At 57.1% G+C, this 23,914-nt stretch carries 24 protein-coding genes and 2 pseudogenes; 8 read left to right on the top strand and 18 right to left on the bottom strand.

Annotated elements, in window-relative coordinates; all coding sequences use genetic code 11:
• Positions 1-44: 44 nt before the first annotated feature.
• The 6 genes and pseudogenes from ACFQT0_RS05780 to ACFQT0_RS05805 all read right to left on the bottom strand — a co-directional run bounded on the left by ACFQT0_RS05780 (position 45) and on the right by ACFQT0_RS05805 (position 4,467).
• A complete protein-coding gene (locus tag ACFQT0_RS05780; RefSeq protein ID WP_380201146.1) occupies positions 45-479 on the bottom strand; it encodes a hypothetical protein in 435 nt (144 codons plus the stop codon).
• The gene (locus ACFQT0_RS05785; protein ID WP_380201148.1) at positions 442-1,806 is read right to left on the bottom strand and encodes a hypothetical protein; all 1,365 of its coding nucleotides are present in this window, start codon (positions 1,804-1,806) and stop codon (positions 442-444) included. The genes ACFQT0_RS05780 and ACFQT0_RS05785 overlap by 38 nt, the downstream gene beginning before the upstream one ends.
• Positions 1,796-2,560, bottom strand: a complete 765-nt coding sequence (locus tag ACFQT0_RS05790; protein WP_380201150.1) for an RNA polymerase sigma factor — start codon at positions 2,558-2,560, stop codon at positions 1,796-1,798. The genes ACFQT0_RS05785 and ACFQT0_RS05790 overlap by 11 nt, the downstream gene beginning before the upstream one ends.
• A 105-nt stretch (positions 2,561-2,665) precedes the next feature.
• Positions 2,666-3,166, bottom strand: a complete 501-nt coding sequence (locus ACFQT0_RS05795; protein WP_380206155.1) for a shikimate dehydrogenase family protein — start codon at positions 3,164-3,166, stop codon at positions 2,666-2,668.
• An 82-nt stretch (positions 3,167-3,248) separates the two neighbouring features.
• Positions 3,249-3,410, bottom strand: a pseudogene (gene aroE, locus ACFQT0_RS05800) (shikimate dehydrogenase); the annotation flags it as partial.
• Between the two features lie 331 nt (positions 3,411-3,741).
• A complete protein-coding gene (locus tag ACFQT0_RS05805; RefSeq protein WP_380201152.1) occupies positions 3,742-4,467 on the bottom strand; it encodes a VTT domain-containing protein in 726 nt (241 codons plus the stop codon).
• Positions 4,468-5,311: 844 nt separating this feature from the next.
• On the opposite strand from ACFQT0_RS05805, the gene ACFQT0_RS05810 reads away from it, so the two are divergent.
• Positions 5,312-6,040 carry a hypothetical protein gene (locus ACFQT0_RS05810; protein ID WP_380201154.1) on the top strand — a complete coding sequence of 243 codons (729 nt, stop codon included), beginning with the start codon at positions 5,312-5,314 and terminating at the stop codon, positions 6,038-6,040.
• A 180-nt stretch (positions 6,041-6,220) separates the two neighbouring features.
• A complete protein-coding gene (locus ACFQT0_RS05815) occupies positions 6,221-7,660 on the top strand; it encodes a T9SS type A sorting domain-containing protein (protein WP_380201156.1) in 1,440 nt (479 codons plus the stop codon).
• A gap of 106 nt (positions 7,661-7,766) precedes the next feature.
• On the opposite strand, the gene ACFQT0_RS05820 is transcribed toward ACFQT0_RS05815, so the two are convergent.
• The 7 genes from ACFQT0_RS05820 to ACFQT0_RS05850 form a co-directional block, all read right to left on the bottom strand.
• Complete coding sequence (locus ACFQT0_RS05820; protein WP_380201158.1) at positions 7,767-8,597, bottom strand: phosphosulfolactate synthase; 831 nt, start codon at positions 8,595-8,597, stop codon at positions 7,767-7,769.
• Between the two features lie 121 nt (positions 8,598-8,718).
• The gene (locus tag ACFQT0_RS05825; protein ID WP_380201160.1) at positions 8,719-10,074 is read right to left on the bottom strand and encodes a tetratricopeptide repeat protein; all 1,356 of its coding nucleotides are present in this window, start codon (positions 10,072-10,074) and stop codon (positions 8,719-8,721) included.
• A gap of 209 nt (positions 10,075-10,283) precedes the next feature.
• Positions 10,284-11,306 (bottom strand): NAD-dependent epimerase/dehydratase family protein, encoded by a 1,023-nt coding sequence (locus ACFQT0_RS05830; RefSeq protein WP_380201162.1) that lies wholly within the window; start codon positions 11,304-11,306, stop codon positions 10,284-10,286.
• An 85-nt stretch (positions 11,307-11,391) separates the two neighbouring features.
• Positions 11,392-12,108 (bottom strand): tyrosine-protein phosphatase, encoded by a 717-nt coding sequence (locus tag ACFQT0_RS05835; RefSeq protein WP_380201164.1) that lies wholly within the window; start codon positions 12,106-12,108, stop codon positions 11,392-11,394.
• A 66-nt stretch (positions 12,109-12,174) separates the two neighbouring features.
• A complete protein-coding gene (locus ACFQT0_RS05840; protein ID WP_380205921.1) occupies positions 12,175-12,762 on the bottom strand; it encodes a tyrosine-protein kinase family protein in 588 nt (195 codons plus the stop codon).
• Positions 12,763-12,779: 17 nt separating this feature from the next.
• Complete coding sequence (locus ACFQT0_RS05845; protein WP_380201166.1) at positions 12,780-14,681, bottom strand: GumC family protein; 1,902 nt, start codon at positions 14,679-14,681, stop codon at positions 12,780-12,782.
• A gap of 229 nt (positions 14,682-14,910) precedes the next feature.
• Positions 14,911-15,624 carry a polysaccharide biosynthesis/export family protein gene (locus ACFQT0_RS05850; RefSeq protein WP_380201168.1) on the bottom strand — a complete coding sequence of 238 codons (714 nt, stop codon included), beginning with the start codon at positions 15,622-15,624 and terminating at the stop codon, positions 14,911-14,913.
• 288 nt (positions 15,625-15,912) lie between these two features.
• On the opposite strand from ACFQT0_RS05850, the gene ACFQT0_RS05855 reads away from it, so the two are divergent.
• From ACFQT0_RS05855 to hpf, 4 genes and pseudogenes are all read left to right on the top strand, one after another.
• On the top strand, positions 15,913-17,058 hold the full coding sequence (locus tag ACFQT0_RS05855; RefSeq protein WP_380201170.1) for an acyl-CoA dehydrogenase family protein: 1,146 nt from the start codon (positions 15,913-15,915) through the stop codon (positions 17,056-17,058).
• A gap of 120 nt (positions 17,059-17,178) precedes the next feature.
• Positions 17,179-17,372, top strand: a pseudogene (rpsU, locus tag ACFQT0_RS05860) (30S ribosomal protein S21).
• Between the two features lie 165 nt (positions 17,373-17,537).
• The gene (locus ACFQT0_RS05865; RefSeq protein WP_380201172.1) at positions 17,538-18,380 is read left to right on the top strand and encodes a tyrosine-type recombinase/integrase; all 843 of its coding nucleotides are present in this window, start codon (positions 17,538-17,540) and stop codon (positions 18,378-18,380) included.
• 72 nt (positions 18,381-18,452) lie between these two features.
• Positions 18,453-18,752 (top strand): ribosome hibernation-promoting factor, HPF/YfiA family, encoded by a 300-nt coding sequence (gene hpf, locus ACFQT0_RS05870; protein ID WP_380205922.1) that lies wholly within the window; start codon positions 18,453-18,455, stop codon positions 18,750-18,752.
• A gap of 126 nt (positions 18,753-18,878) precedes the next feature.
• Here the strand turns inward: hpf and metK are convergent, their stop codons facing one another.
• Entirely contained in the window at positions 18,879-20,144 is a 1,266-nt protein-coding gene (gene metK / locus ACFQT0_RS05875; RefSeq protein WP_380201174.1) for a methionine adenosyltransferase, read from the bottom strand.
• Between the two features lie 100 nt (positions 20,145-20,244).
• Entirely contained in the window at positions 20,245-21,117 is an 873-nt protein-coding gene (locus tag ACFQT0_RS05880; protein WP_380201176.1) for an SDR family NAD(P)-dependent oxidoreductase, read from the bottom strand.
• A 167-nt stretch (positions 21,118-21,284) separates the two neighbouring features.
• Here ACFQT0_RS05880 and ACFQT0_RS05885 point away from each other — a divergent pair, with 167 nt between their 5' ends.
• On the top strand, positions 21,285-21,770 hold the full coding sequence (locus ACFQT0_RS05885; RefSeq protein WP_380201178.1) for a hypothetical protein: 486 nt from the start codon (positions 21,285-21,287) through the stop codon (positions 21,768-21,770).
• Positions 21,767-22,663, top strand: a complete 897-nt coding sequence (locus tag ACFQT0_RS05890; RefSeq protein ID WP_380201180.1) for a hypothetical protein — start codon at positions 21,767-21,769, stop codon at positions 22,661-22,663. The genes ACFQT0_RS05885 and ACFQT0_RS05890 overlap by 4 nt, the downstream gene beginning before the upstream one ends.
• Before the next feature lie 18 nt (positions 22,664-22,681).
• Here the strand turns inward: ACFQT0_RS05890 and ACFQT0_RS05895 are convergent, their stop codons facing one another.
• Genes ACFQT0_RS05895 through ACFQT0_RS05905 form a run of 3 tightly spaced genes read right to left on the bottom strand, consistent with a single transcriptional unit; the run spans position 22,682 to position 23,886 of the window.
• Entirely contained in the window at positions 22,682-23,026 is a 345-nt protein-coding gene (locus ACFQT0_RS05895; RefSeq protein WP_380201182.1) for a THUMP-like domain-containing protein, read from the bottom strand.
• Positions 22,926-23,768 carry a class I SAM-dependent methyltransferase gene (locus ACFQT0_RS05900; protein ID WP_380201184.1) on the bottom strand — a complete coding sequence of 281 codons (843 nt, stop codon included), beginning with the start codon at positions 23,766-23,768 and terminating at the stop codon, positions 22,926-22,928. The genes ACFQT0_RS05895 and ACFQT0_RS05900 overlap by 101 nt, the downstream gene beginning before the upstream one ends.
• Positions 23,674-23,886, bottom strand: a complete 213-nt coding sequence (locus ACFQT0_RS05905; protein WP_380201186.1) for a hypothetical protein — start codon at positions 23,884-23,886, stop codon at positions 23,674-23,676. The genes ACFQT0_RS05900 and ACFQT0_RS05905 overlap by 95 nt, the downstream gene beginning before the upstream one ends.
• Between the last annotated feature and the right edge of the window lie 28 nt (positions 23,887-23,914).

The raw sequence follows: 23,914 nt of genomic DNA on the forward strand, positions 1-23,914 counted from the left end.
TTGGGAAGGCGGGGCGTTTGTAGGACTGAAAGAAAAGCCAGCTGCTACCGGCCGAACTCTACGCTGGCTTCTACGCCGAAGCTATACGGCCGGCTCTGGGCTAGGAAGCCCTGCGCCGGGTGCGCGTTCAGCGGAACCAAGCCCAACTCGGCCACCGGTCCCAGCGTCATGGCCCATTTGCCTGCTCCGAACTGGGCGCCGGCGCCACCCCGAATGCTGCCCAACACGCGGCGGTACGGCGTACTGGCCGAGGCAATGGAATACGTGCGGGTGGCTTCGGGGCTGCCTTCTACCTCGCTGCGCACGCCGAGCAGGGCGCTCACCACGCCGCCAAGGCGACCGTACAGGCTCCAGCCGCGTTTGGCGGGGTTGCTGTAGCTCAACTCGACCGGGATGCCGGCCGTGCGGTAGCGGAAGTCGGTGGTGCGCAGGGGCCCGGTGCTAAACTGGCCCAGGTCCAGCAGGCTGCTCGCCCACAAATGCCGAAGCCGAAGCCGATTTGGCGCTGGACTGACTGAATTCGGCTCCCGTCGTCAGGGACCAATGACCCGTGAGGTGGCGTTTGGCTTGCAGGGCAATGCGCTGGCCGAGGCCGGGGCGCAGGTTTTCGCGATACTGAGCCGCCGCGGCTTCCGTCAAGGCCGGCGAGTCGGTCCCGAGGGCGGGGTTGTAGTCGTGCTCCGGCTCAATTCCAACGCGGGAGAAGTTGATGTTTGGGTTGAAGGCGCCAGCGGCGTAGCTGCCCCCGAAGTGCCATTTGCGCGCTTCCGAAGCCACTGCTGTTTCAGCGTTTTCGGGCAGCGACAGGGTAGCCAAACCGTTGGGCAACGCCGCAGGAACGGAGACGGCCAGCGACGCCGGGGAAGTAGCAAGCATGCTCACTGGCTCGGCCGCCGCCACCGTCGAAGCTTGCGAGAAAGCCGCCATGGTGGGTGCGCCCGCAGCGGCACCGCTCACGGCACCCGTGGTGGTTGCTGCGGCAGCGGCGGTTGTGGCAGCCGTGGTTGTTGTTCCAGCCGCTACCAGAATTGAGCTGTCGGTGCGGTCGGCGGCGGCACTCAGGCCCTGAGCTTCGCTGCTCGTTGGCTGTGAGGTGCGCGCGGCAATGGCCGATTGGTTTTGGCTAGTCACCGTTTCGGTACTCGATGCGCCAGTCGGGTTAGCATCGGTTGAGCCAGCCGCGGCGCCAGCAGTGCGTTGTCCGGCGCTGCGAGTGGTAGTTGCTACGCCGTTTTCCAACTCGTTGCGGACCTCGCCTGGCCCAAAGCCCGTTTCCCGACGGGCCGAATTGGCGCCCACAGCCGATTGAGCTGACGGATACGTAGCGCGCGCAACCGACCCGGAAGTGGTCGGCGTGATACCGGATGCAGCAATAGCTGCGGAATTGCGAGCGGTTGAGCTGGAATTTGCCGCTACCGAAGCAGCCGTTTGGTCGGCTTGCCCGTTGCCGTTGTACCGGCCATTGCCAGCCGTTGCGGCGGCGCCGGTGCTGGTCGAAGCGGCAGTGTGCGGCTCAACCGTGCGCGTTGCGACTTCTGCTCCGGCCATGTCGGAGGCGCGGTGCGCCCACCAGCCGGTGCCGGCCAGGGTTGCCAGCAGCAAGCTGGCCGCGGCCACCCAGCGCGTGGCCGCAAGGCGACGCCGGTAGGTTTCGTTCTGGCGAATGAGCAGCGAATTGTCAATCTGGTCCCAGAGCATGGGGCGCGGCGGCACGGCGGCTTCTTCCCCCAGGTGATGGCGGAATAAGTCCTCTAGGCTGCCGGTGGGTTTTGGCGTAGAATTATCTTCGATAGGATTAGCTGACATGGCGGGTTGGAGCACCGAGGCGTTCCAATTTAGTTTGTAAGATGACCCGGGCCCGGGAGTATTGCGACTTGCTCGTGCCCTCGGTGATGCCTAGTAATTCTCCGATTTCTTTGTGGTTGTAGCCTTCTATGGCGTAAAGGTTGAAGACCATGCGGTAGCGGGGAGCCAACTCCTGCACCATCTCCAGCAACTCCTGGAAGTTATAATTACTAAGGGTAAATTCTTCGCTGGCCAACGTCTGCGGGTACTCGCCGTCGCTCACTGCCACCAGCGAGGCATTGCGGCGGTGCTGGCGCAGCGCCGCATTAATCATGATACGACGAATCCAAAACTCCAGCGGGCATTCGCGCCGGAAGCTGGCCAGGGTCCGAAACACCGTCAGGAAGCCTTCCTGCAGCACGTCTTCGGCCTCGAAGGTGGTTTGGGCGTAGCGCAGGCACACGGCCATCATTTTGCCGGCGTACTTGTCGTAGAGCAGCTTTTGGGCCAGCTGCCGGCCCCGCAGGCAGCCGTCGATGAGCTCGGCTTCGGTGGGCGGGCCGGTGACGGCGCCGCGGCTGGCCGTCAGGCGCGGCGCCACGGGCGTCTGGTCGGGCAGCACGTCGTCGGCCCCAAAAGCAAACCACGTCGCGGCGCTCATGCCGGCAGCCGGTAGCTCGGGCCGGCGAGGATAACGGTAGAGAAGGTCATTTTTTGCAGCAATAGAAAGGCGAAACAAGCCCGCAGGCCCGGGCCCGGAAGTGGGCCGCTGCATGGGGATGCACGTTGGGGCCAAATGGTTGCAACGGCTCGGCGAAACTTGCCGGGACCAGGAAGTTATCACCGAAAAAGCACCTTGGCAACGCGCGCAGCACCTCCCTTATTTCCGGTTCCAGATGTCCCAGGCCGCTTCCGCTTGCAGGCACAGCATCTCAAATCCGTTTTTCACCTGCGCGCCGGCCTCCTTGCCTTTGGCCATAAACAGCGTTTCGGTGGGGTTGTACACCAGGTCGTAGAGGTAGTGTTGCTCGGTGAGGGCCTCGTAGGGAAGGCGCGGGCATTCGTCGGTGTCGGGAAATGTGCCCACGGGGGTAGCATTCACAATAAGCGGGTGGGCCGCGATAATCTGGGGCGTGAGGTCGTCGTAGGTCAACCCCGGCCCCAGCGGGTTGCGGGTCACGTTCCAGTGCGCAATGCCCAGCTCCTGCAGGGCCACTTCCACGGCCTTGGCTGCGCCGCCTGCGCCGAGCACTAGGGCCCGCATCTCTTCGCCGCGGTGCGGAAAGAAGGTTTTCAGCGAATTCCGGAAGCCCAGGTAGTCGGTGTTGTGGCCCACCAGGCGGCCCTCGGGGGTGCGCGCTATCACGTTCACGGCACCCACCCGGCTGGCCGAAGACGCCAGGCTCGTCGAGGTAAGGCACCACCGATTCTTTATAGGGCACGGTCACGTTCAGGCCCACTAGGTCGGGGTGGGCTGCCACCAGCCCCGGAAGCTCGCCAATGGTGGCCAATTCAAACAAGTCGTATTGGTGCTCGTGCAAACCCAGGGATTCGAACTTCTGCGTGAAGTACATCTGCGAAAACGAATGACGAAGGGTGCGGCCAATAAGCCCAAACTGACGCATGCTATTGCAATGTTGAAGAAGGAAACAGGCCCAAAATAACACAATAAAACCGCCCCAGCCAATTGCGTGCTAGGGCGGCCTTATTCAGAAATTACAATTTTGCCGGAGTCATTTGGCTATTGCGAGGCCCAGGGCAGGTAGCTAAGCCAATAGCCGCGATTGGGCTGTTTTGCGAAAGCTAAGAGGGGCCGTTGCTAAGCTTGGGCCGGCGCCGGGCCCGCTGCCTGCTCCACTCGGGCTTACTGCGCCTGAGGGGCCGTGCGCGAGCTGAATTTGTCTTTCAGAAACGACCACAGAGGCGGCAGTATCGACACCAGAATGATGCCGTAGATTACCAGGGTGAAGTTTTTCTGGACCCAGGCGATGTTTCCAAAAAGTAGCCCGCCAGGGTCAGCGAAATCACCCAGAACGCGGCCCCGGCAATGCTGTAGGAGGCAAAGTAGCGGTAGGTCATGGTACCCACGCCCGCCACAAACGGGGCAAACGTGCGCACAATGGGCACAAAGCGCGCCATGATGATGGTCTTGCCGCCGTGCTTGGCATAGAACTCCTGGGTCTGGTCGAGGTACTTGCGGTTCAAAAACTTGTAGTTCTCGCGAAACACCCGCGGCCCCAGGTAATCGCCCACAAAGTAGTTGAGGTTGTCGCCAATGAAAGCCGCCGCTATCAGCAGCGGAATCAGAATCAATACATTCAACAGGGGCGCTCCCGTTTCAGGGTTGGGCTGGGCGGCCAGCGTGCCGGCCACAAACAGCAGCGAATCGCCGGGCAGGAAGGGAAACACAATCACGCCGGTTTCGGTGAAGATGATGAGAAACAGGATGAGGTAAATCAGGTTGCCGTAGTCGTGCACCAGCAGCTTGAGGTGCACGTCGAGGTGGAGAATGATGTCGAAGAAATGCTTGATGAGTTCCATGCCGGGCGTAGTTGAGCCACAAAGAAAACGCCCGAAGCTGAAGTAGCCGCCCCGACATCCCATTCCTAGGTGGGGCAGCTTGCCCAACACTGCTTTAATACTTGTGGTTGTCCGTCCGATGCTGATGTCATTATTAGTCACATAATACAATTATAGGAGGCTAGGACGGTGGCGACAATCCCTGTACTTTTGCTGCCCGTTCAGCTAATGCTGAAAGCGGCCTAGCTCTTTTCACCTTTTTCTACACTTTATACGGGTTCCAGAAAACTGGTCAGTATCAGGCCACAGGCCTATTCATGCCCACTATGCAGCCATTTGCCTTCTGAATTATAGTAATGAGTAGTTGAAATTGGCACGACCTGTGATGGAGCCCGCGCCGCTGATTGCGGGTCTTTTTTTGCCTTTTATCTAATCTAACGTCTCGCTTAGTTTATCCCAACCTCAACGATTAAGTTTCCATAACAGGGCTGCATGAAGGCATGACTGAAAATATACTTATAAGATGATTGTGTATCGGAGCGGGGACTGGTGGCGGGCCTTAGGGCACTCCCGGGCCTATGCAGCTTTCTCGTTGCTTAAGCGTGTTGGTGGGCTTGTATGCTTCCGCCAATGTATACCTGCTGCTCAGCTTGCTGTGAGTGCTCCGTTTCCACCTAAGCATGCTATAGTAAAGACAAGTCATTGTCGAGCAATAGGCAGGGCTTAAACGAACTGAAGATGCTCGAAAATATCAGCCATAACGCGCTGATATAGCTTTATTTTGATTGTGGCTAGTTAGTCGAGTTTTTTCACTCACTCATCGAGCAAAAGACCCATTGTAACCCACTTAGACATAAGGAATGCAACCTTCTTTGTTTGTATTATACAGATATTTACTTTGATTTTTAATCATATGTAGCACCTTTTTTTACTCATCCGTATATGCGCCTCATTATGCTACGGGTACAATCCGTTTCCTTCTTTTTTACATTTCACCACCAAATTCATGAACACTTCGATTTTTACTCAAAAGCTGTTACGACAGCGCGGCTTCTTAGCCTCCCTTATTTCACTTTTAGCCTTGTTTGTCGGTTTGGGCGCATCGCTCACGGCGGAGGCTCAATCGTATAATTCTGATAATATTACTATCAGTGCTTCGCCAAGCGGCGGAATTGCTACTTCTACAAAATATGATGGTTCGCGCGATAAAGCTCCCTATAATCCGCTTTTCAATGGGGCAATTCTGGGGAACGGCTCTCTATTCGATCAGGCTACAGGTAGCCTAACTATCACAGCAGCTTCTGCTAACCTTAGCACTTCATCTTCGAAGCCATTTACGGAATCGTTGCTTCTATATCGGGTTTACCTAAGTGGTACTACTCCACCGGCGAATTTATCCAAAATTACATTCGATTTGTTATCTGCTGATAATAACTCTAATGATGTAACTTTTGGTGTAAGTAACGTAGCTATTGATTTGCTTCATCACCCTGCCGTGCTGGGTGGAGGAACATATGTAGTAGAAATTTTTTACCAAAGTACCTATACTAAAAATATAGCTAATGTTGATGAACCTTATCAAATAATTGACCCTGGGGCAGTTAATATTGGATATCGAGCTACATTTAAAGTTCTAACTCCTTTGGTTACCCCGTCTGGGGGAACTTCTATGTGGATTAGCACTGGTGTTATAGCTGGTCAGCCGGTCGCATCAGGCTGGGGTCGGCAGTGGTAGCACCGACTGGACAAATCCCGGTAACTGGAGCAACGGTGTACCGCAAGCATCTTCAGATGCATTGATTCCAGCGAGGGATTCTATCAATTTTAGGGTCTATCCGATTCTGGATAATCCAACGTATAACTATGCGGTCAAAAATCTCACTCTGCAAGGTCAAAGCAACTCGGCGAGGGGGAAGTGACCATCGAGCAGGCTACGCTCACGGTTTATGGCAACATACGTCAGAACGCTGGTGGACTAAGAGGAACGGTGACCCGTGCACCCGGTGTAAGGGATGCCAGCAAGAATTCTACCTTGGTACTTGCGGGAGCGGGCCAGATTATTACAGGTCGTTTGGGAGTCCCAGATGTGATAGTTGCTGGCTCGGGAATTAAATCTGTGACTGGAACCCTCGCGCCGAGCAATACTTTATCTTTCCAACCAACTAGCCCTGCCAACGGAGTAATAGTTCAATCAGCTTTTGAAGATCAGTCGGGCGCGACAAATCTTTTTGTGCCAGTTGTATTCGATACTACATTACAGACGCTCATTGATTTGGGTGCTGATGGAGTCATTAATCAGGAGCCTGGTTACGGGGAAACTAATGTTTCCTATGTGAGAGGTGTACTTCGCGCTGAACATAAATTAACCAATGGCATAAAGGAACCTTTCGGAAACATTGGGCTAGATATTACCGCTAATTACACATCCGTACCAAATATCTATATTTTTCGCATCGTTGATGACCCGCTCCAAAGCCCTACTTCACCTACAGGCAGGATTGCAAAGCCTATCAAGCGTCAGTATTTAATCGACAATGCTTTGGATAGTGAAAATCCAAGCTTTAGTGCGGCAATGCTTTCTGTTGTGTTTCACTATTTGGACTCCGTTAGCGAGTTAAATGGAATTCCTGAAGAAAACCTGACCATGTTCCGGTCCCGGTCCAACGGTCCTCCTTACGCGCCCGTATTCGGCACACTTGATGCTGATAAAAACATAGTTACCCGTCTCGATTTGCCAAGCTTGACCCGATTTACACTCACGCTAGGCGACAAAAAGAATCCCTTGCCCGTTACGCTGACGAAGTTTGATGCTAAGCGCATGGGCGCCGATGTCCTGGTTACTTGGCAGACCGCGTTGGAGACAAACAGCAAAGGGTTTGAAGTACAGGTTTCAACGAACGGTACCGACTTCCGCACCTTGGCTTCGGTAGCCAGCGCTTCGGCTAACAGCAGCTCCGCTAAATCGTACAGCTACCTCGATACCGAGCGTAATAAAGCTGGCAAGCGCTACTACCGCTTGCGTCAGATTGACCTCGACGGCAAAGACGCTTATTTCGCCCCTGTTGTCGTGAGCTTTGATGGTAAAGCCATTAGCGCTGGTTTGGTAGCTTACCCGAACCCGTTCAATGGTGCTGAATCATTGCATCTGGCATTCACATCGGCTACCGGTGGCAAAGGCCAGTTGCGTATCAGCGATATGACGGGCCGCACGATTCGCCAGGAAGCTGTCGAATTAGCAGCAGGCCTCACGGACTTATCCGTGAAGGGTTTAACTGACCTGAAAGCGGGCATCTACATCGTAAACTTTACGCTGCCTACAGGTGAGGTAAAGAACCTGAAAGTGGTGAAGCAATAAGCTAACGACTCACGGCAACAAAAACGCCGGTCTCCGCAAGGGGGCCGGCGTTTTTGTTCCTAATACTTTGGGCTGCTAAAAGCCCGTTCTGAGTGAGGGGAGACGTTTAGCCGCGCGGCATGGAGGTGCCGGGCTTGCCCGTCTTGGCCGCGGGGCGGAACATGGGGTCCACGGCGTCCATGTCGAGGAAATGCGAGAAAGTGTCACCGCGCAAGCCCAGGCGGATGGTTTCGAGGCTCACCACTTCGTTGGGGGCAATGTTGCCCAGGTTAACATTGGCGCCAAGCAGCTTAATAAACCACACTTGCTGGGCCTTCTGCGGAGCTTCCCACAGAATCTTCTCAGAAGGAATCTTGGTCAGGATTTCTTCCACCAGGCCCGAGCGCACCTCGCCGGTGCTGCGGAACAAGCCCACGTTGCCGCCCTCGCGGGCCTCGCCAATGACCTTAATGGCGCCGGCGGCTAGCTCTGTTTCCATCTGCGAAATCCACTTGTAGGGCGGAATGATTTTCTCGGCGTCTTTCGAGCCCACTTCACTCAGCACCCGCACGGCCTTGCTCAACTCACGGATGTACTCGCATTTTCGGTCGTGGTCGAGGTCGATGCTGCCGTCGGATACTTCGGCGTATTCCATGCCCATGGTGTCTAACAGGCGGCGGTAATCGTCGAACTGGTTGCGGATGATGAAGGCCTCAAACAGCGTGCCCCCGAAGTACACGGGAATATTGGCTGCCCGATAGATTTCGAGCTTGCGCTTTAGGTTGGGCACCACGTAAGACGTGGCCCAGCCCAATTTTACAACATCGGTGTAAGCAGCAGCCACTTCCAGGAAGTCTTCCACTTCGCGCAGGCTCATGCCCTTGTCCATGACCATGGTATAGCCTTGTTCGCGGGGCTTCGGCGTGCGCTCGGGCAGTTGGGAAAGGTCGTAATTCATCAATAAAGGTTGTGATGGGATGGTGAGGGGAACCTTACCGGCAGCAAATGGGGTGGCACCGGCAAAGAAAAACCGCCCATCGGATGATGGGCGGTTACAAAAGTAGCTTCAACAGTAAATGTTATTTCCGAAACTGCTCAATAAGCTTCTTCAGGCCGGGCTGTTCGCGCAGGGCGGGGAAGTAGTCGAAGAGCAGCACGTGCTGCTCGTAGTTGAGCGTAAGAGCCGTTTCCAGCGTCGTATAGGCTTCGCGCATGCGGCCGTCGGCTAGCAGGTAAGCGCACAGCATGTAATGAAAATGCGCCTCGTGCGGGTGCAGGTTCACGGCGTGGCGCACCAGGTCAACGGCTTCAGCAAAGTGGCCTTGCTCGTAGAGAATAGCGCTCCAGCTCACCCAGCCCTGCACGTCGTCGGGCGCTACCTCGGTCGCTTTTTCATACGACTCGAGGGCACTGACCACGTTGCCCACCTGGTTTTCGGCCGCTCCCAGAGCCGACCAGTACTCGCCGCTCTCGGCGTAGAGCTCGGTGGCCTTCCGGAAGTAATGAATGGCCTCAAACCAGCGCCCCTGCTCTTGCAGCAGCACGCCCTGGCCAAACCAGGCTTCGTCCATTTCGGGGTTTATCTCCAGGGCCTGGCGATAGTACTTGCGGGCTGGCTCCCAGTCGCGCAGCTTCTCGTAGCACTCGCCAATGTTGCACAAAGCCTCATCGGTGGGCTCGCCGGCGGGGTACGCCAACTCAAATTCCGGAATGGCCTTTTGGTATTCCTGCTGGCACACGAAGGTATCGGCCAGCCAGTGGTGGGCATCGTGGAAATCGGGGCTGATGACCACTGCATAGTCAAACGCCTCCGCAGCCTTCACAAAGTCCTCGCGGCGGTACCAATACTGGCCCAGGTTGTACCACGCGGTAGCGGAGTACGGGTCGTCGTCGGTGAAGCCCTTGAAGAAGTCCTCGTGCTCTTCCAGCCGCCCGCTGATGTCCAGGCAGTGCAGGAGCTCCTGCACGCCGGTTTCGTTGTCGGGGTTGAGCCGCAGGCTTTGCTTGTAGTGCTTGGCCGCGCTCTTGAATTTCTGCCAGCTCTGGAAGGCCAGGCCGAGGTTGAAGTGAATGTCCTCCCGTTCGGGTTCCTGCTCCAGTCCGGCCCGGAAAAACTCAACCGCTTGAGCAAACTCGCCCCGCTGCGTGCTGATGATGCCCCGGGTCACGGCAACGTCGGCGTTGGTGGGGTCCAGCGCTGCTACCTCGTCAATCTGGCGCTCGGCCTCGGTGTAGTCCCCGCGCATGGCGGTTACCTGGGCGCGGTCAATGAGCAGCTCGGTCGAGAAGGGGTACTGGCTCAACGCCGCTTCACAGGCCTGCAGGGCTTTGTCAAACTCGGCATTGGTGACGTAGTGGTCAATAATATTTTCGAAATCCTCTAAGTCGAAGAACACAGGCTCCTGCTGGTCCACCATGCGTTCAAAACGGCGCACGACATCCAACACAGCCCGATGGTTTTCAAAATGTTCGTTCATGCGCATATAATCGCAGTTAAGTAAGTGGATTAATCTGGTTTTGTGATGTGGCCATTCGCCGGCTGGTTCTTGTTGCCAGGCCGCTCGAGAAGGCCATTCCACTCCACTTTATCAGTTCTCTCTCAATAATAACAAAAGTTAGCCAAAACCGTGCAATTCGGTTGTTGCTAAGTTACGGTAACGGCCGCGGAGGGCGTCGGGTTCACCGCTAATTCCTTCGCGCACCAAGCCAGCGTTTCCGCTAACGGCCGGAATCCGAGGCCGGTAGCGCTTTGTACTTTAGCGTGCGGATATACCACGGGTCGCCGGCCGGCGCGGGCCGTGTCTTTGGTGATAAGCGGCCGGGCCCCTGTGAGGACGGCCCGGGCGTGCTCCAGACGCCAGATAACCTCGGCGGCCCAGCCGGGAACCGCTACCGTGGGCGGGCGCCGTTGCATGGCCGTAGCTGCTTGCCGGAAAAAGTCGGCCAGCGGCAGGGCTTCGGCGCTCAAAATGTACCGTTCGCCCTGGAGGGAGGGCTGGTCGAGCGCCAGCGCCATCAGGTGGTCCACCACGTCGCGCACGTCCACAAAGTTGACCAGCCCGCGGGTATAGAAGCGGTGCTGCTGGTGGGCGTAGCGCAGCAGGCGGGTGCTGCTGCGGTGCCAGTCGCCCGGCCCCAGCACCACCGACGGATTGACAATTACCGCCGACAAGCCTTCGGCTACTCCGCGCCACACTTCCAGCTCGCCCAAGTACTTAGAGGTCGCATAGGCGGGGTGGGCGGCGCCCAGGTCCCACGTACTCGTTTCGGTCACCGGCAGCGCGCCATCCGCCCGGGCGGTGGCTCCGGCGGCTGGGCCTCCCAGGGCGGCCACCGACGATACGTGCGCCAGCCGAATACCCGGCCGCTCCAGGCAGGCATCGACCACGGCGGCCGTGCCTTGCACGTTCACGTTGAGCAGCAGGTCTTCGTCTTGCGGGGCATACGAAACCAGCCCGGCGCAGTGAAACACGTGCGTGACGTCGGGGGTGAGGGCGGCGCGCAGTAAGTCGGTATCAAGTAGGTCGCCCGCCAGCCATTCTACGCCGTCTGCCGCGCTGTTAGGGATTTCGCCTCTATGCAGCGCCCGCACCGCCAGCCCCCGGGCCCGCAGCGCCTGCAACAGAAAAGAGCCGATGAGGCCAGTGCCCCCGGTAACAAAAATCATGAGCCTGGGTTCAGGCTGCAGGTTGCGCGTTGCTCAATCTACTTTGGGAATTGAGCCAGACGGCAACGAAAAGTAACAAGAAACATCAAAGCGTATTGTTCAGAAGGGGCAGTTGCAGCAGCTTTTCCATATAGGGCTGGGGCAATGCCCGGCGCAACAACGTTTCGGTATGGCGCAGGTGGTGCGTGTCGGTGCCCACAAAATCAACCAGCCCCGCATCGATTAATTGTTCCGCTACTTTCTTGGCGGCTGGCGAGTAGTAGCCCGCCAGCGAGTTCAGATTCACCTGAAGCAGCACTCCGAAGTCGCGGCGCATCCGCTCAATATCGGCCAAACGCCCGTACAAGTAGGTGTACCGCTCCGGGTGGGCCAGGACCGGGGTGTAGCCCTGGGCGTTCAGCTCAAAGATGATTTCAAACAGGTTGAGCGGCTCGTTCATGTACGAAGTCTCGAAGAGCAAATAGCGCTTATCGCCCCCGAACGTGAGCATTTCGGTGCCATCGGCCAGCTTCCGGCCCAGAAACTCATCCAGGTAATACTCGGCTGCACACTCCAGGGCCATATCGCCCAAGCCCGCTTTGACTGCGCTCTCTCGAAGCTGCTGCAGGGACTCGCGAATGCTTTCCGGGGTATTCTTATAAAAGTCGCCCATGATATGGGGCGTCATTATCAGCTTCCGGAAGCCCATGTTCCGCAATGCCCGCAGAAGGTCCAGGGAATGCTCCACTGTTTCAGCCCCATCGTCCAGCCCAGGGAGCACATGCGAGTGCATATCGGCGCCCAAGCCGGCTAAGCTGGGCATAGCGGCTTGGGCTGCCGGCTTACCTCCAAAAAGCCGTTGCAGAAATGCAGCCATCTGGAAGGTAAGTTAGGTGAAGAACTTCTTCACCTTTTCGCCGAAAGTGAGCGGCTTGGTCTCGGGCTCTTCGTAATACCCCTGGCCGTAGCCACCATATCCATAGCCGTAACCATAGCCGTAGCCGTAGCCATACCCAGCGCCGCGCGAGCCGGCATCGTTGAGAATGGTACACATGCGCGTAAGGTTGTTGCTGCGCATGAGTCGGTTCATGTTCTTAATGAAGGCCTTGCGTGAATAGTCGGCCCGCACAATGTACAGTGGAATATCCGCCTTGCGCATAATCAGGATGCCGTCGGTCACCAGGCCAACAGGCGGCGTGTCAATCAGAATCACATCATAAGATTGATACAACTCCTGAATCATCTGGTCAAATTTGTCGCTCAGAATCAATTCAGAGGGGTTCGGTGGGGTAGGGCCCGCCGAAATGAACTGCATCGACTCAATGGAAGTGGGCTGAATACACTCCTGAATGCTGTGCCGCTCAATGAGAATGGTACTCACTCCTTTCACATTCTCGGCACCAAAGGCCAGATTGACCTTGGGTTTGCGCATGTCCAGGTCAAGAATGATAACGCGCTGTCCCGATAAGGCGATAATACCGCCGAGGTTAACCGTTACAAACGTTTTGCCTTCCCCGAAATGGTAGACGTCACGGAAATCATCCGCTTTTTCTTCGCGGAGCTAATAAAGTCGAGGTTAGTTCGAATGGAGCGAATGGATTCAGAAATGGCTGATTTGGGGTTTTTGTCCACCACCAGCCGCGATACCTCCATCTTCTCCTTGTCGTAGGTAGGGATGATGCCCAATACCGACGCCTTTGTTCTACGTTCCAATTCCCGCACATTTGTGACAGTATTGTGCATAAAGTAACGCACCGCTATCAGCCCAAGGCCCATTAATAGTCCGCCGGCCAAGCCAATGGCATAAACTATCAGGCGATTAGGAGAAATGGGGGCCGAAGGAGGGGACGCAGGGGAAAGTATCTTGAAGTCGGCGGTAGCACCAGCCTTTTCGATGTTGAATTGAACCTTCCGGTCCATCAACTGCAAGTACGAACTGGCATACAAATCCAACGGGCGCTTTAAACGCTCCAGTTGCGTGCTTTTGGCGGGTAAAATTTGTAGCGCAGCATTAAGCTTGCCCCGCTGCTGGTCTAAACGCCCAAGCTCCTTGCGTAGCAATTTTTGATTTTGTTGGAGTAAGCGCTTCAGCGAAGTCCGCGTGAAAGCAATATTATCCCGGATGCTCTGAACAGCTTCCGTTCCTTCATTATAAGAGCGTGACACTCGGCGCAGTTGCCATTGAAGCGTATTCAACTGGTTGAGTTCTTGACCTAGTTGCGGGTCTTCAATCCCTGCCAAGGCGGGCATGCTGTCCTCCACCGTTTGGTTTTCATCTCTGGTCAGACGCCCTTGTTCTGCCATGTCAGCAATCTCACCTAAAAGGGCTATGTTATCGCTAAGCTTGAGCCGTTCGGTTTCCAACTTCTCAAGTTTGTCGGTTATCGTTTCAAATTCAGCTTTGCTATCGTACGTGCCGGTCTGCTGCACAAAGTTCTGCAACCGGTCTTCAGCATTTTCCAGGTTTTGACCGTTCTGGTCCAGAATCTGGTCCAGAAAACGAAGCTTGCTAATCGTACTTTCAGATTTTTGGGCGAGTTTCTCTTCTAGGTATACAGCATCAATCTTATTCACAATGTCTTGCGCCTTGTTGGGGTTGAAGTCATTGAATGCGATTTGGATAGTGCTGGCTTCGGGGTTGACAATCTCTACCGTCAGGTTACGGTCCAGATAGGCGTTAACAGTGTAGTCGTCTTGAATAGTGAAATGATAACTGGCGTCATCTTGGTTATCAGTAATCAAGTTCTTCGTTCCCAGTACTTCAAGAGTAATGCCTGGCAGCTTAATCTTTTCACCTAGCGCATACTCTCCGCCAAGTGGGCGGCCCTGCCCAATGAATTCTAATTTAAATCGGTTAGAAGTGGTAAACCGCAGGTCAAACTTGCGGTTATATAAACTGGGGTCTGTGATGGTATAATTTACGCGAAAAGGGGATGTGCCATAAAGCTCTGACTCTAAGACTGTGCCTTGGACATAGTAGTTTACATCCAGAGCAAGAGAGTCTTTTAGTCGACGATAAATAATGTTGGATTTAATCAGCTCCACTTCTCCAGCTAACTTCATCCGCCCATTTGGAACTACGGCTGCTGGTGATTGACCACCCAAACCAAGGGCGCTTCCTTCATTACGCTCGTCTATTTTTAGTAGCGAAGCAGATTTGTAGACCGGTTTGGTATAGCGCAGATACAACCATGAGGCAGTCAGCCCAAGGGTGATAAGCAAAAGCATCCACAGCAAACTGCGCCGTGCCACCAACACGAGCGTGGCGATGTCCAAACTAGCAGATTCTTCTTCTCCGTCAGTACTACTAGTGAGCGGCGTCTCCGGAGGTGATGCCGCTCCGCCGGTGGCGTTGCGAATGAGTTCCTCTAGCTCTGCGTTTTCGTTTATTGCCATTGTGATTTGATATTGCCAGCTAGGCTATAAATTCTGTACAGATGCTTCTAGCGGTGCACATTACCTTATTTAAATAGGTTAATAATGAGATAGGTTGTGCTAAACAATAATGACGATATACTTAGGATGGGACCTGCATCCACCAGAGCATCAAGCACGGGGCGCCGGATGGGCTCTACATAAATTACATCGTTGGGCTCCACCTGCAGGTTTGCCCGGCGCATACCATCTAGGGTTGACAAATCAATTTGCTGCACCCGAGGGTTTTTAAGGTCGCCACGTATAATGCGGATATTGTTTGCCTTACCTCCGTTGCGGTAAAGTCCGGAGCCTCCCCGTTACCATCTACGCCACCGGCAAGGGCCAGCACTTCCAGCAGGTTCATGTTGTCGTTATTAAGAGCAATAACCTGGCCACCGGTCGCGCCCAGCACAATTACCCGGTTGTTGGTGACGCGGGTAGTGACGAATGCCTCTTTGTAATACTCGTTGTAGCGGATTGCCAACACGCTGTCGGCCTCCAATAAAGTTAGGCCGCCTACACGTATCCGGTTTACCATCGGCAGTACTACGGTGCCATCGGCTTGCACCAGGAATTCTGAGCCACCTGTGGAAGGCCCCTGGCCAGTACCACGAGCCGTGCTACGGCCCGAAGTGGCACCGGCAGGCGCGCTACTTCTACTTGGCAACCCACCGGTGGGCTGGCCGAACTGCAGTTCCCCATTGGGGTCCAGAATGCGTTCGCCTTTATTGGTATTCACCCTTACTTCCAAAAAGTCATTAGGTTGAATGACATAATTGCGTTCCGACCGGTTCACGGCAATGCGCAATTTCGTGCTGTCCAGCTGCCGGCCCTGCTTGTCGGTGAGGCGAAAAAGCGTGCGTTGGTTGTAGTATTTCGTCGTGGCACACGACGAGAAAAGCATTGCGGGCAAGGCCAGCAACAGCAGCCGCCCAAGGCGACGAAGGAGATATATCGGCATGAAGGCCAGTTAAACGGAATCAGGCGGGAAATGATGAAAAAATCTGGCTCCACAAGCCAAAATCTCTCCAAAAAGCCTCAAAAGTAACGATTTTGGCGTGGGTATTCAAGTACAGGCCTTTACATGGCCTGGTGCTGTTGGCTTTTACAACGGCTTCAATCGTACTTTCGTGGGCCGAAACCAGTTGTCTTTGGTTGTAGTTGTACTCGACCTTACCTTCTCTCAAATCCCACCCCAGTTCCCTCTTCCATGGAAGCCGTAGCCACCGAAAACCAAACCATGATTGCGCAGATGGTGCGCGACTTTGGCGCCCAGCACATCAAGCCCAACATGATGAAGTGGGACGAGAGCCAGGAATTTCCCATCGACGTGTTTCATAAACTAGGCGAACTCGGCCTCATGGGCGTGCTCGTGCCCCAGCAGTACGGCGGCTCCGGCTTCGGGTACATGGAGTACGTGACGGCCATTGCCGAACTGGCTAAGATTGACGGCAGCATCGGCCTGAGCATGGCGGCGCACAACTCGCTTTGCACCGGCCACATCCTGCAGCACGCTTCCGAGGAGCAGAAGCAGAAGTACCTGCCCAAGCTGGCTTCCGGCGAATGGATTGGCGCCTGGGGCCTGACCGAGCCCAACACGGGCTCCGACGCCGGCAACATGCGAACCACGGCCGTGCTCGACGAGAGCGGCGATTATTACATCATCAACGGCGCCAAAAACTTCATCACCCACGGCAAGTCCGGCAACGTAGCTGTCGTGATTACCCGCACCGGTGAAGTAGGCGACTCCCATGGCATGACGGCCTTCATCATCGAGCGCGGTACCCCGGGCTTTGAGGCCGGCCGCAAAGAGGATAAGCTCGGCATGCGGGCTTCGGAAACCACGGAGCTAATTTTTACGGATTGCAAAGTGCCCAAGGAAAACGTCATCGGCAAGGTGGGCGACGGGTTTGTGCAGTCCCTGAAGGTGCTCGACGGCGGCCGCATCAGCATCGCGGCCCTGAGCCTGGGCATTGCACAAGGCGCTTTCGAGGCGGCCGTGCAGTACAGCAAGGAGCGCCACCAGTTCAACCAGCCCATCAGCAGCTTCCAGGGCATTGCCTTCAAGCTGGCCGATATGGCCACCGAAATCGAAGCCGCCAGCCAGCTTACGTACCGGGCGGCCAGCATGAAGGACCGCGGCCTGAACGTGAACCTGGAATCGGCCATGGCCAAGCTCTACGCTTCGGAGGTAAGCGTGCGCGTGGCCAACGAAGGCGTGCAGATTTTCGGCGGCTACGGCTACACCAAGGACTATCCGGCCGAGAAGTACTACCGCGACGCCAAGCTGTGCACCATCGGCGAAGGCACCAGCGAAATCCAGAAACTGGTAATAGCCCGGGCGCTGCTTAAGTAGTAAATATCATGGCTTCAGTCGAGTTGCTCAGGTAATTTCTTGTTTAGCCTAACAATTCTAATTATCTTTGCGGCCCGATTTACTCGGCTCCCCTCCTGAAAATCTCCCTCATTCCCTGATATGATTATCATTCAAATCAAAGACAACGAATCGGTTGACCGCGCCCTGAAGCGCTTCAAAAGAAGTTTGAGCGCACCGGCGTGCTGAAAGAGCTGCGTCGTCGCACCTTCTTCCAGAAGCCCAGCATCACGGAGCGTAAGATGAAGCAGAAGGCTGTTTACAAGCTCGCCACCTACGGCCAGCCCAACGAATAGTCCGAAGCCTCCAGGCTCGTTAGCATTGCTAAAACCGGCTGGTTTGCTCTTGTGGGCAGGCTGGCCGGTTTTTTCGCGTCCCTACGGTAGCGGTTAAGTTGGTAGAAAATAAAAAAATGCTACATTGGATGCCCGGCCCACCCGCCGGGCATTTTTGGTGTTGGTATGGATGCTTTTCTCGATTTTTTGCGCTTTGAGCGGCGCTACAGTCCCCACACGGTTACCTCGTACCAAACGGACCTGGGCCAGTTTGCGGCTTACCTGAAGTCGGCTTACGAATTAGCTGAGCCAGCCCAAGCCACGCACCCGCTTATTCGGGGCTGGGTGGTGGAGCTGATGCAGCAAAACCTGGACCCCCGCACCGTAAACCGCAAGGTGGCCTGTCTGCGCTCCTACTACAAGTTCCTGCTCCGCGCCGGCCGCATCGAAGCCAACCCCATGCTGCGCATCAAGGCCCCCAAAATGGCCAAGAAGCTGCCCGAGTTCGTGCCCGAAGACGCTTTGAATGGCCTCTTGAACTCTTTTGAGTTCGGCGACGACTTTGCGGGGCAGCGTGACCAGCTGGTGCTGGAGATGCTGTACGGCACCGGCATTCGCCTTTCGGAACTCATCGGCATTCACGCTGACGATGTGAGCTTGGGCGCCAGCACGGTGCGGGTCACCGGCAAAGGCAACAAGCAGCGCTTGGTCCCGTTGAATCCGTCGCTGAAATTGGTGATTGAGCACTACCAAGCCCGGCGGGCGCACGAGTTTGGCTCAATTGAGGGCCCGTTGCTGCTCACCGACAAGGGCGAGCCGATGTACGAAAAGTTTGTGTACCGCACGGTGAAGCGCTACCTGAGCCAGATTACGACGTCGGGGGCGCAGCAGCATCCGCACGCGCTGCGCCACGCCTTTGCGACCCATTTGCTGGGCAAAGGCGCCGACCTCAATTCCATCAAGGAGCTACTGGGCCACGCCAGCCTGGCGGCCACCAAGTGTACACGCACCTGTCCGTGGATAGACTAAAATCCGTATTTGAACAAGCCCACCCACGGGCTTAGGTTTTCTTTACCCTTTTACCTCTTAATCAACTGCTTTATGAAAGTACAGATGCATTCGGTGCACTTCGACGCCGACAAAAAACTGCTTGATTTCGTGCAGCAACGCCTTAATAAGCTCGAGACTTTTTACGATAAAGTGACCGGTGGCGAGGTTATTCTGCGCCTTAATAACAAAGACGGAATCGATAATAAAACCGTTGAAATAAAGCTGCTGGTACCCGGCTCAACGCTGTTCAGCCAAGAAGACGCTGCCTCGTTCGAAGCCGCCGCCGATGCCGCAGCGGAAAACCTTCGCCGCCAAATCACCCGCCACAAAGAAAAAACGCTGAGCCACTAGCATCAGCTGTTAGCTTGTAGCTATTAGCTGTAAGCTTTTTTGTCAACCACAACAAAAAGCCCCGCCTGAATAGTCAGGCGGGGCTTTTTGCTTAAGCCAGAACGAAAGCTAATAGCTACCTGACAGCTAATTAAGTGCAAACTCAGTCTTAATCTGGGGAACGTAGTCGAGCTTCTCCCAGGTGAAGGTTTCGAAGGACTTAACGGTGCCGTCCTTCATGGTGGCTTGCACGGTGCCGGGCTGGCGGCCCATGTGGCCGTAAGCCGCTGTTTGGGCGAAGATGGGGTTCTGCAGGCCGAAGCGCTGCACGATGGCATAGGGGCGCAGGTCAAACAGCTTGTTTACTTTCTCCGCAATCTCGCCGTCGGTGAGGGTCCTGCCCGCGGCGTTTTTGGCTTTGGTGGTGCCGTAAGTAGTTACGAACACGCCCACGGGTTGGGCCACGCCGATGGCATAGGCCACCTGCACCAGCACCTGGTCAGCCACGCCGGCCGCTACCAGGTTTTTGGCGATGTGGCGGGCTGCGTAGGCCGCCGAACGGTCCACTTTGGAGGAGTCCTTGCCTGAGAAGGCGCCGCCGCCGTGGGCACCCTTGCCGCCGTAGGTATCCACGATGATTTTGCGGCCGGTGAGGCCGGAGTCGCCGTGGGGGCCCCCAATAACGAACTTGCCGGTGGGGTTGATGTGGTAAGTAATCTGGTCGGTGAACAAGGCCTGCACGTCGGCGCTCAGCCCGGCTTTCACCCGGGGGATGAGGATGGCGAGCACATCGGCTTTAATGCGGTCCAGCATAACGCTTTCGGAGCTATCAAACTCGTCGTGCTGCGTGCTGATGACGATGGTGTCGATGGCTTCGGGACGGTGGTCGTCGGAATAGCGAATCGTCACCTGGCTCTTAGCGTCGGGGCGCAGGTAGGTCATTTCGCGGCCTTCGCGGCGGATGGCGGCGAGCTCCTGCAGCAGGCGGTGCGAGAGGTCGAGGGCCAGCGGCATGTAATTGGCCGTTTCGTGGCTAGCGTAGCCGAACATCATGCCCTGGTCGCCAGCGCCCTGGTCTTCGTCCTTGGCCCGCTCCACGCCCTGGTTAATGTCCGGCGACTGCTCGTGCAGGCGGTTCATCACTTCGCAGGTGTCGGCGTTGAAGAGGTATTCGGGTTTGTTGTAGCCGATGCGGCGAATGGTTTCGCGAATGATGGGCTCGGCATCGACGTGGGCCGTGGACTTGATTTCGCCGGCAACCATGGCGAAGTCCGTCGTTACGAGGGTTTCGCAGGCCACTTTGGCGGTGGGGTCCTGGCGGAGGTACTCGTCAAGAATGGCATCTGAAATTTGGTCAGCGACTTTATCAGGATGGCCTTCCGAAACCGATTCGGAAGTGAATAGATAGGGCATTGATAGCGCGAAAAGAGCGAAAAGAAGCAAAAAGCGCCCGGCGGGTCGGAGCCAGTAAGCCAGCGCAGGGCAAAACTACGGAAATCTCGGGTATGAGTCGTTAGGAAAAGCTCAAGCAAACGCTGTAGCGCTCAGCGGGCAATGCCTCTTGCTGTTCTAAATTCTCCTTTGAAATAGCCAGGGAAGCAGCACTGGACAGGGCGGAATGCCCAATACCCAACCGCAGTCCAGGTTGCCGATTACAGCTGCGCCAGCCGGCCCCGTCTACGGTTAGAGTGGTGCCGTGGATAAAGCTGGCCTCGCTGGAAGCCATAAAGGCGATGGCGGCTGCCAGTTCTTCGGGCTGGCCCACCGTGGCTTTATCAATTTTTTCGGCGCCGCTTTTCACATTGGGGTTGCTCCAGAGCATGGGCGTATCCACGGCACCGGGCGCCACGGCATTGATGCGGACTTGCCGGAAGTTGAGCTCGCGGCTCATCCCTCGTACGAAGGCTTCCATGGCGCCTTTGCTGGTGGCGTAAGGCACCACGCCGGCCGTGGTCTGGTGGGCGTGTACCGAGCTGATTGCTACAATGGCGCTGCCCTTGGGCATGTGGGGCAGGCAAAGCTGCGTGAGTTGAGCCAGCGAGCGCAGATTTACCTGCATCAGCAAGTCCCATTGGTCCAAAGGGAGCTTAATGAGCGGGTCGAAGGTCATCATCGCGGCGTCGCATATCAGCACGTCCACCCGCTGGTACTTGGTTATCACCTTCTTTACGGTCGACTCGATGGCCCGGGGCTTGGCCAGGTCGCAGGCCATAAAAACAGCCTGGCCACCGGCCTTGGTAATGGTTCCCACGGTTTCGGCCCCGTCGGTTGCGTCGCGGCCCAGCACTATCACCACGCCACCCTCGGCGCCTAGCCGAATGCAGGTGGCCTGCCCGATGCCGGAGGTTCCGCCCGTAACCAGGCACACTTTGTCTGTAAAACGCATTGTAATAGCTATAATCTGATAATCTGGACGAAAACTCCAGGTGCTTTCTCCGCACTTCCTACGAAAAGCCAGCGGGTTGGGCTAAATCCTGAGGTCAGATGGGGCGGAGTAGTCCTAACAAGCATGGCGGGGAATGTATTTTGCCGCCTGATTCTATATTCCTGCTCATGCGATTTTTCTTTGGCGTATTAACATTGGGTTTGCTCGCGGTTGGCCACGTTAGGGGCCAGGCGTTCGAGCGCGGCTACCTGGTCACCACTGCCGGCGATACGCTGCGGGGCGAGTTGGAAAACCGCTTCTGGCAGGGGCCACCCGAAGGGGTGGTATTTCGGCCCACTACGGATGCCCCAGGGCGCCTGTATGCGCGCACCCAGCTTCGGGCGTTTCGGCTGGAAAGCGGCCGCTACTTCCGCGCAGAGGTGGTGCCGCTCGACCGGGATGCCCGCACGCAGGTGGGCACCTTGCCGCAGCGCCTGGTCGTGAACCAGCGCCCCGACTCGCTGCTGGCGGAAGTGCTAGTCGATGGCCCCGTGCCCCTGTTGCGGGCCGTGGTCGACGGCGTGACGCACTATTTTGTGCGCCGCCCCGGCAAACCCTTTCTGGAGCTGACCGAACGCAAGTACCTGGCTCAGGTGCAGGGCCGCCACTCGTGAGGGACGCCAACAATTACCAGTCGCAGGCGGCCACGTATTTCGGCGACTGCCCGGCGGCAGTCACCGCAGCCGGCGCGGCTCCTTACTCCACCAAAGGCCTGGCCGGCGTGGTGCAGGCATTCAGTACGCAGTGCACTCAAGGCAAGCAGCCGGGGGTGGAGATACTGGCCCAAGCTCAGCCGCACCGGCCCTTTGCCTTTAACGGCGGCCTATTAGCAGGCGCCAGTCATAACACTTTGCGGATTAAACAACGCTTCAGGGGCGAAGAAGCGCCCCTGCTCGATGGGCTAAATCTGGACGGCCGGCTACACCCCTTGGGTGGCTTGTACCTCGACGTGCTGCTGCCGGGACGGCGCTGGGCGGGCCATAGCGAAGCGGCCTTCAGTACGTTTGGCCGCCGGGGTAATTTCCCTCTGGCGGGAGGCGAAGGCTCCTATAAGTGGCACGGTACCAAGCTCGACGCCCGCCTGGGCGCCCGCTACATGCTAAAGCAGAGCCTGACGCAGGAGCTGTTCGGGGGCGTGGGCTTCAATTTTAATTTCACCACCAGCTACGAATCGCACGAGCAGTATGGGGCGGGCAGCAGCCGCCTCACGGCGCGCGGGGTGCGGGTTCCCACGCAGGCCCCGTTTTGTGGTGCCTTTACTTTTCAGGCCGCGCCATACATTGAAGTCGGCGCGCGCCGGGGCCGATTTACCCTCAGCGTTGACGCCGGGCTAAACGGCAGGGTCTATTATCAGGACCCGCTTGCCGTCTTCTATTCCTCCAGCTTCGGAGCTGTTGGCGAAACCACTGATTACCGAGGCTACCGTTACAGCAGCAGCCTGCTCGCCTACCGGGCAGTGCTGGCGTTTCGGCTGGGGCACCGCCCCGACCAGTGGCCCAGCCGGTAGCTTACATGGTCGGAAAGGTTAGCCGGTGGGCAATTGGGCTTTCTCGCACACCAGCACCACGGGCCGGCCGCGCAGGTCGGTGGTCGCAAACAAATACACCTCGCCACCCTCGCGGATGCCGGTGCGGCGTCGGAAATCGGCCACGGAATCCGGGAAGTTGCGGGTGGTGACGTGGGCGCGGGCCTCGGGGCCCAAGTGGGCCTTGAGCGCCGCACCGTCGGCTTTTTCAACGGCCAGCACCCGGAAAATTCGGCCCGGGAAATCAGCCCGCAGCACATCGGACGTGTACAGGTGGCTGTGCTGGTGTAGCTTGAGCAACTCGAAGGCCGTGCCGATGCTGCGAAACGCACCAGCTTTGAGCACGGCGGCGTTGGGTTCGTAGAGGTACTGCTGGGCTTCGGCGTAGCGGGGTATGGCCCGGGCCTCGCGGGCGCGGTTGAGCCGGAATTCCTGCTGGCTGCCGTCGCGGCGCAGGTTGAGGGCGTAGCGCTCCGGGTCGACGGCGGGCTCCTGGCCCAGGCTCGTAGAGTACTTCTTTCACTTCGTTGTCGAGGGCCAGCACCCAGAGGCGGCGCACGTGGCCCAGGCCCTGCACGGCGTGCTCAATATCGAGCATCGGCGAGGTCTTGAGCAGGACTTTATCGGCTTTGTGCAGCAGCAGCGGCAGGAGCTTCACCACGTCGGGCTCGCAGTCGTGGAGCAGGAAAATCTTGCGCGCCGCCGTGTCGCGCCGGGCCGGGTCTAGGTACAGCCAGTCGTAGTGGTGCGGCGTGCTTTTGAGAAAGGCCACCGCATCGGCGGCGTGTACGGTCACGTTACAGATGCCGAGTTGAGCCAGGTTGTAGTTCACAATCGCAGCCAACTTGGGGTCGCGCTCCACGTAGTCGACGTGGCCCATGCGGGCCGCAAAATGCGCGGTATCGGCCCCAAAGCCGCCGGTGAGGTCGGCCAGTCGCTCGCCTTCCACAAGGCCGGCTTTGAAGGCAGCGGTTCGGGCCGACGAAGCTTGCTCAACGGAAAGTGCGGGCGGGAAAATCAGGTCGGGGTTGTCGGCCCACTCCGGCAGCTTGGTGCGGGCCTTCTGGCGGGCCTGAATCTGGCGCACCAGGCTCGGGTACGGGCAGGCCGGGGTGGCGGCGGGCTTGCAGGGCCAGGTGGGCCGGGTCGTCGTGCAGGTGGGCGGCCACGTAGCGCCGGGCCGCTTCGGGCAGGGGGTAATCCATGAGGGAAATTATACAGAGAAAAGCATCC

It is taken from the genome of Hymenobacter humi (assembly GCF_042665855.1).
GTDB lineage: Bacteria > Bacteroidota > Bacteroidia > Cytophagales > Hymenobacteraceae > Hymenobacter > Hymenobacter humi.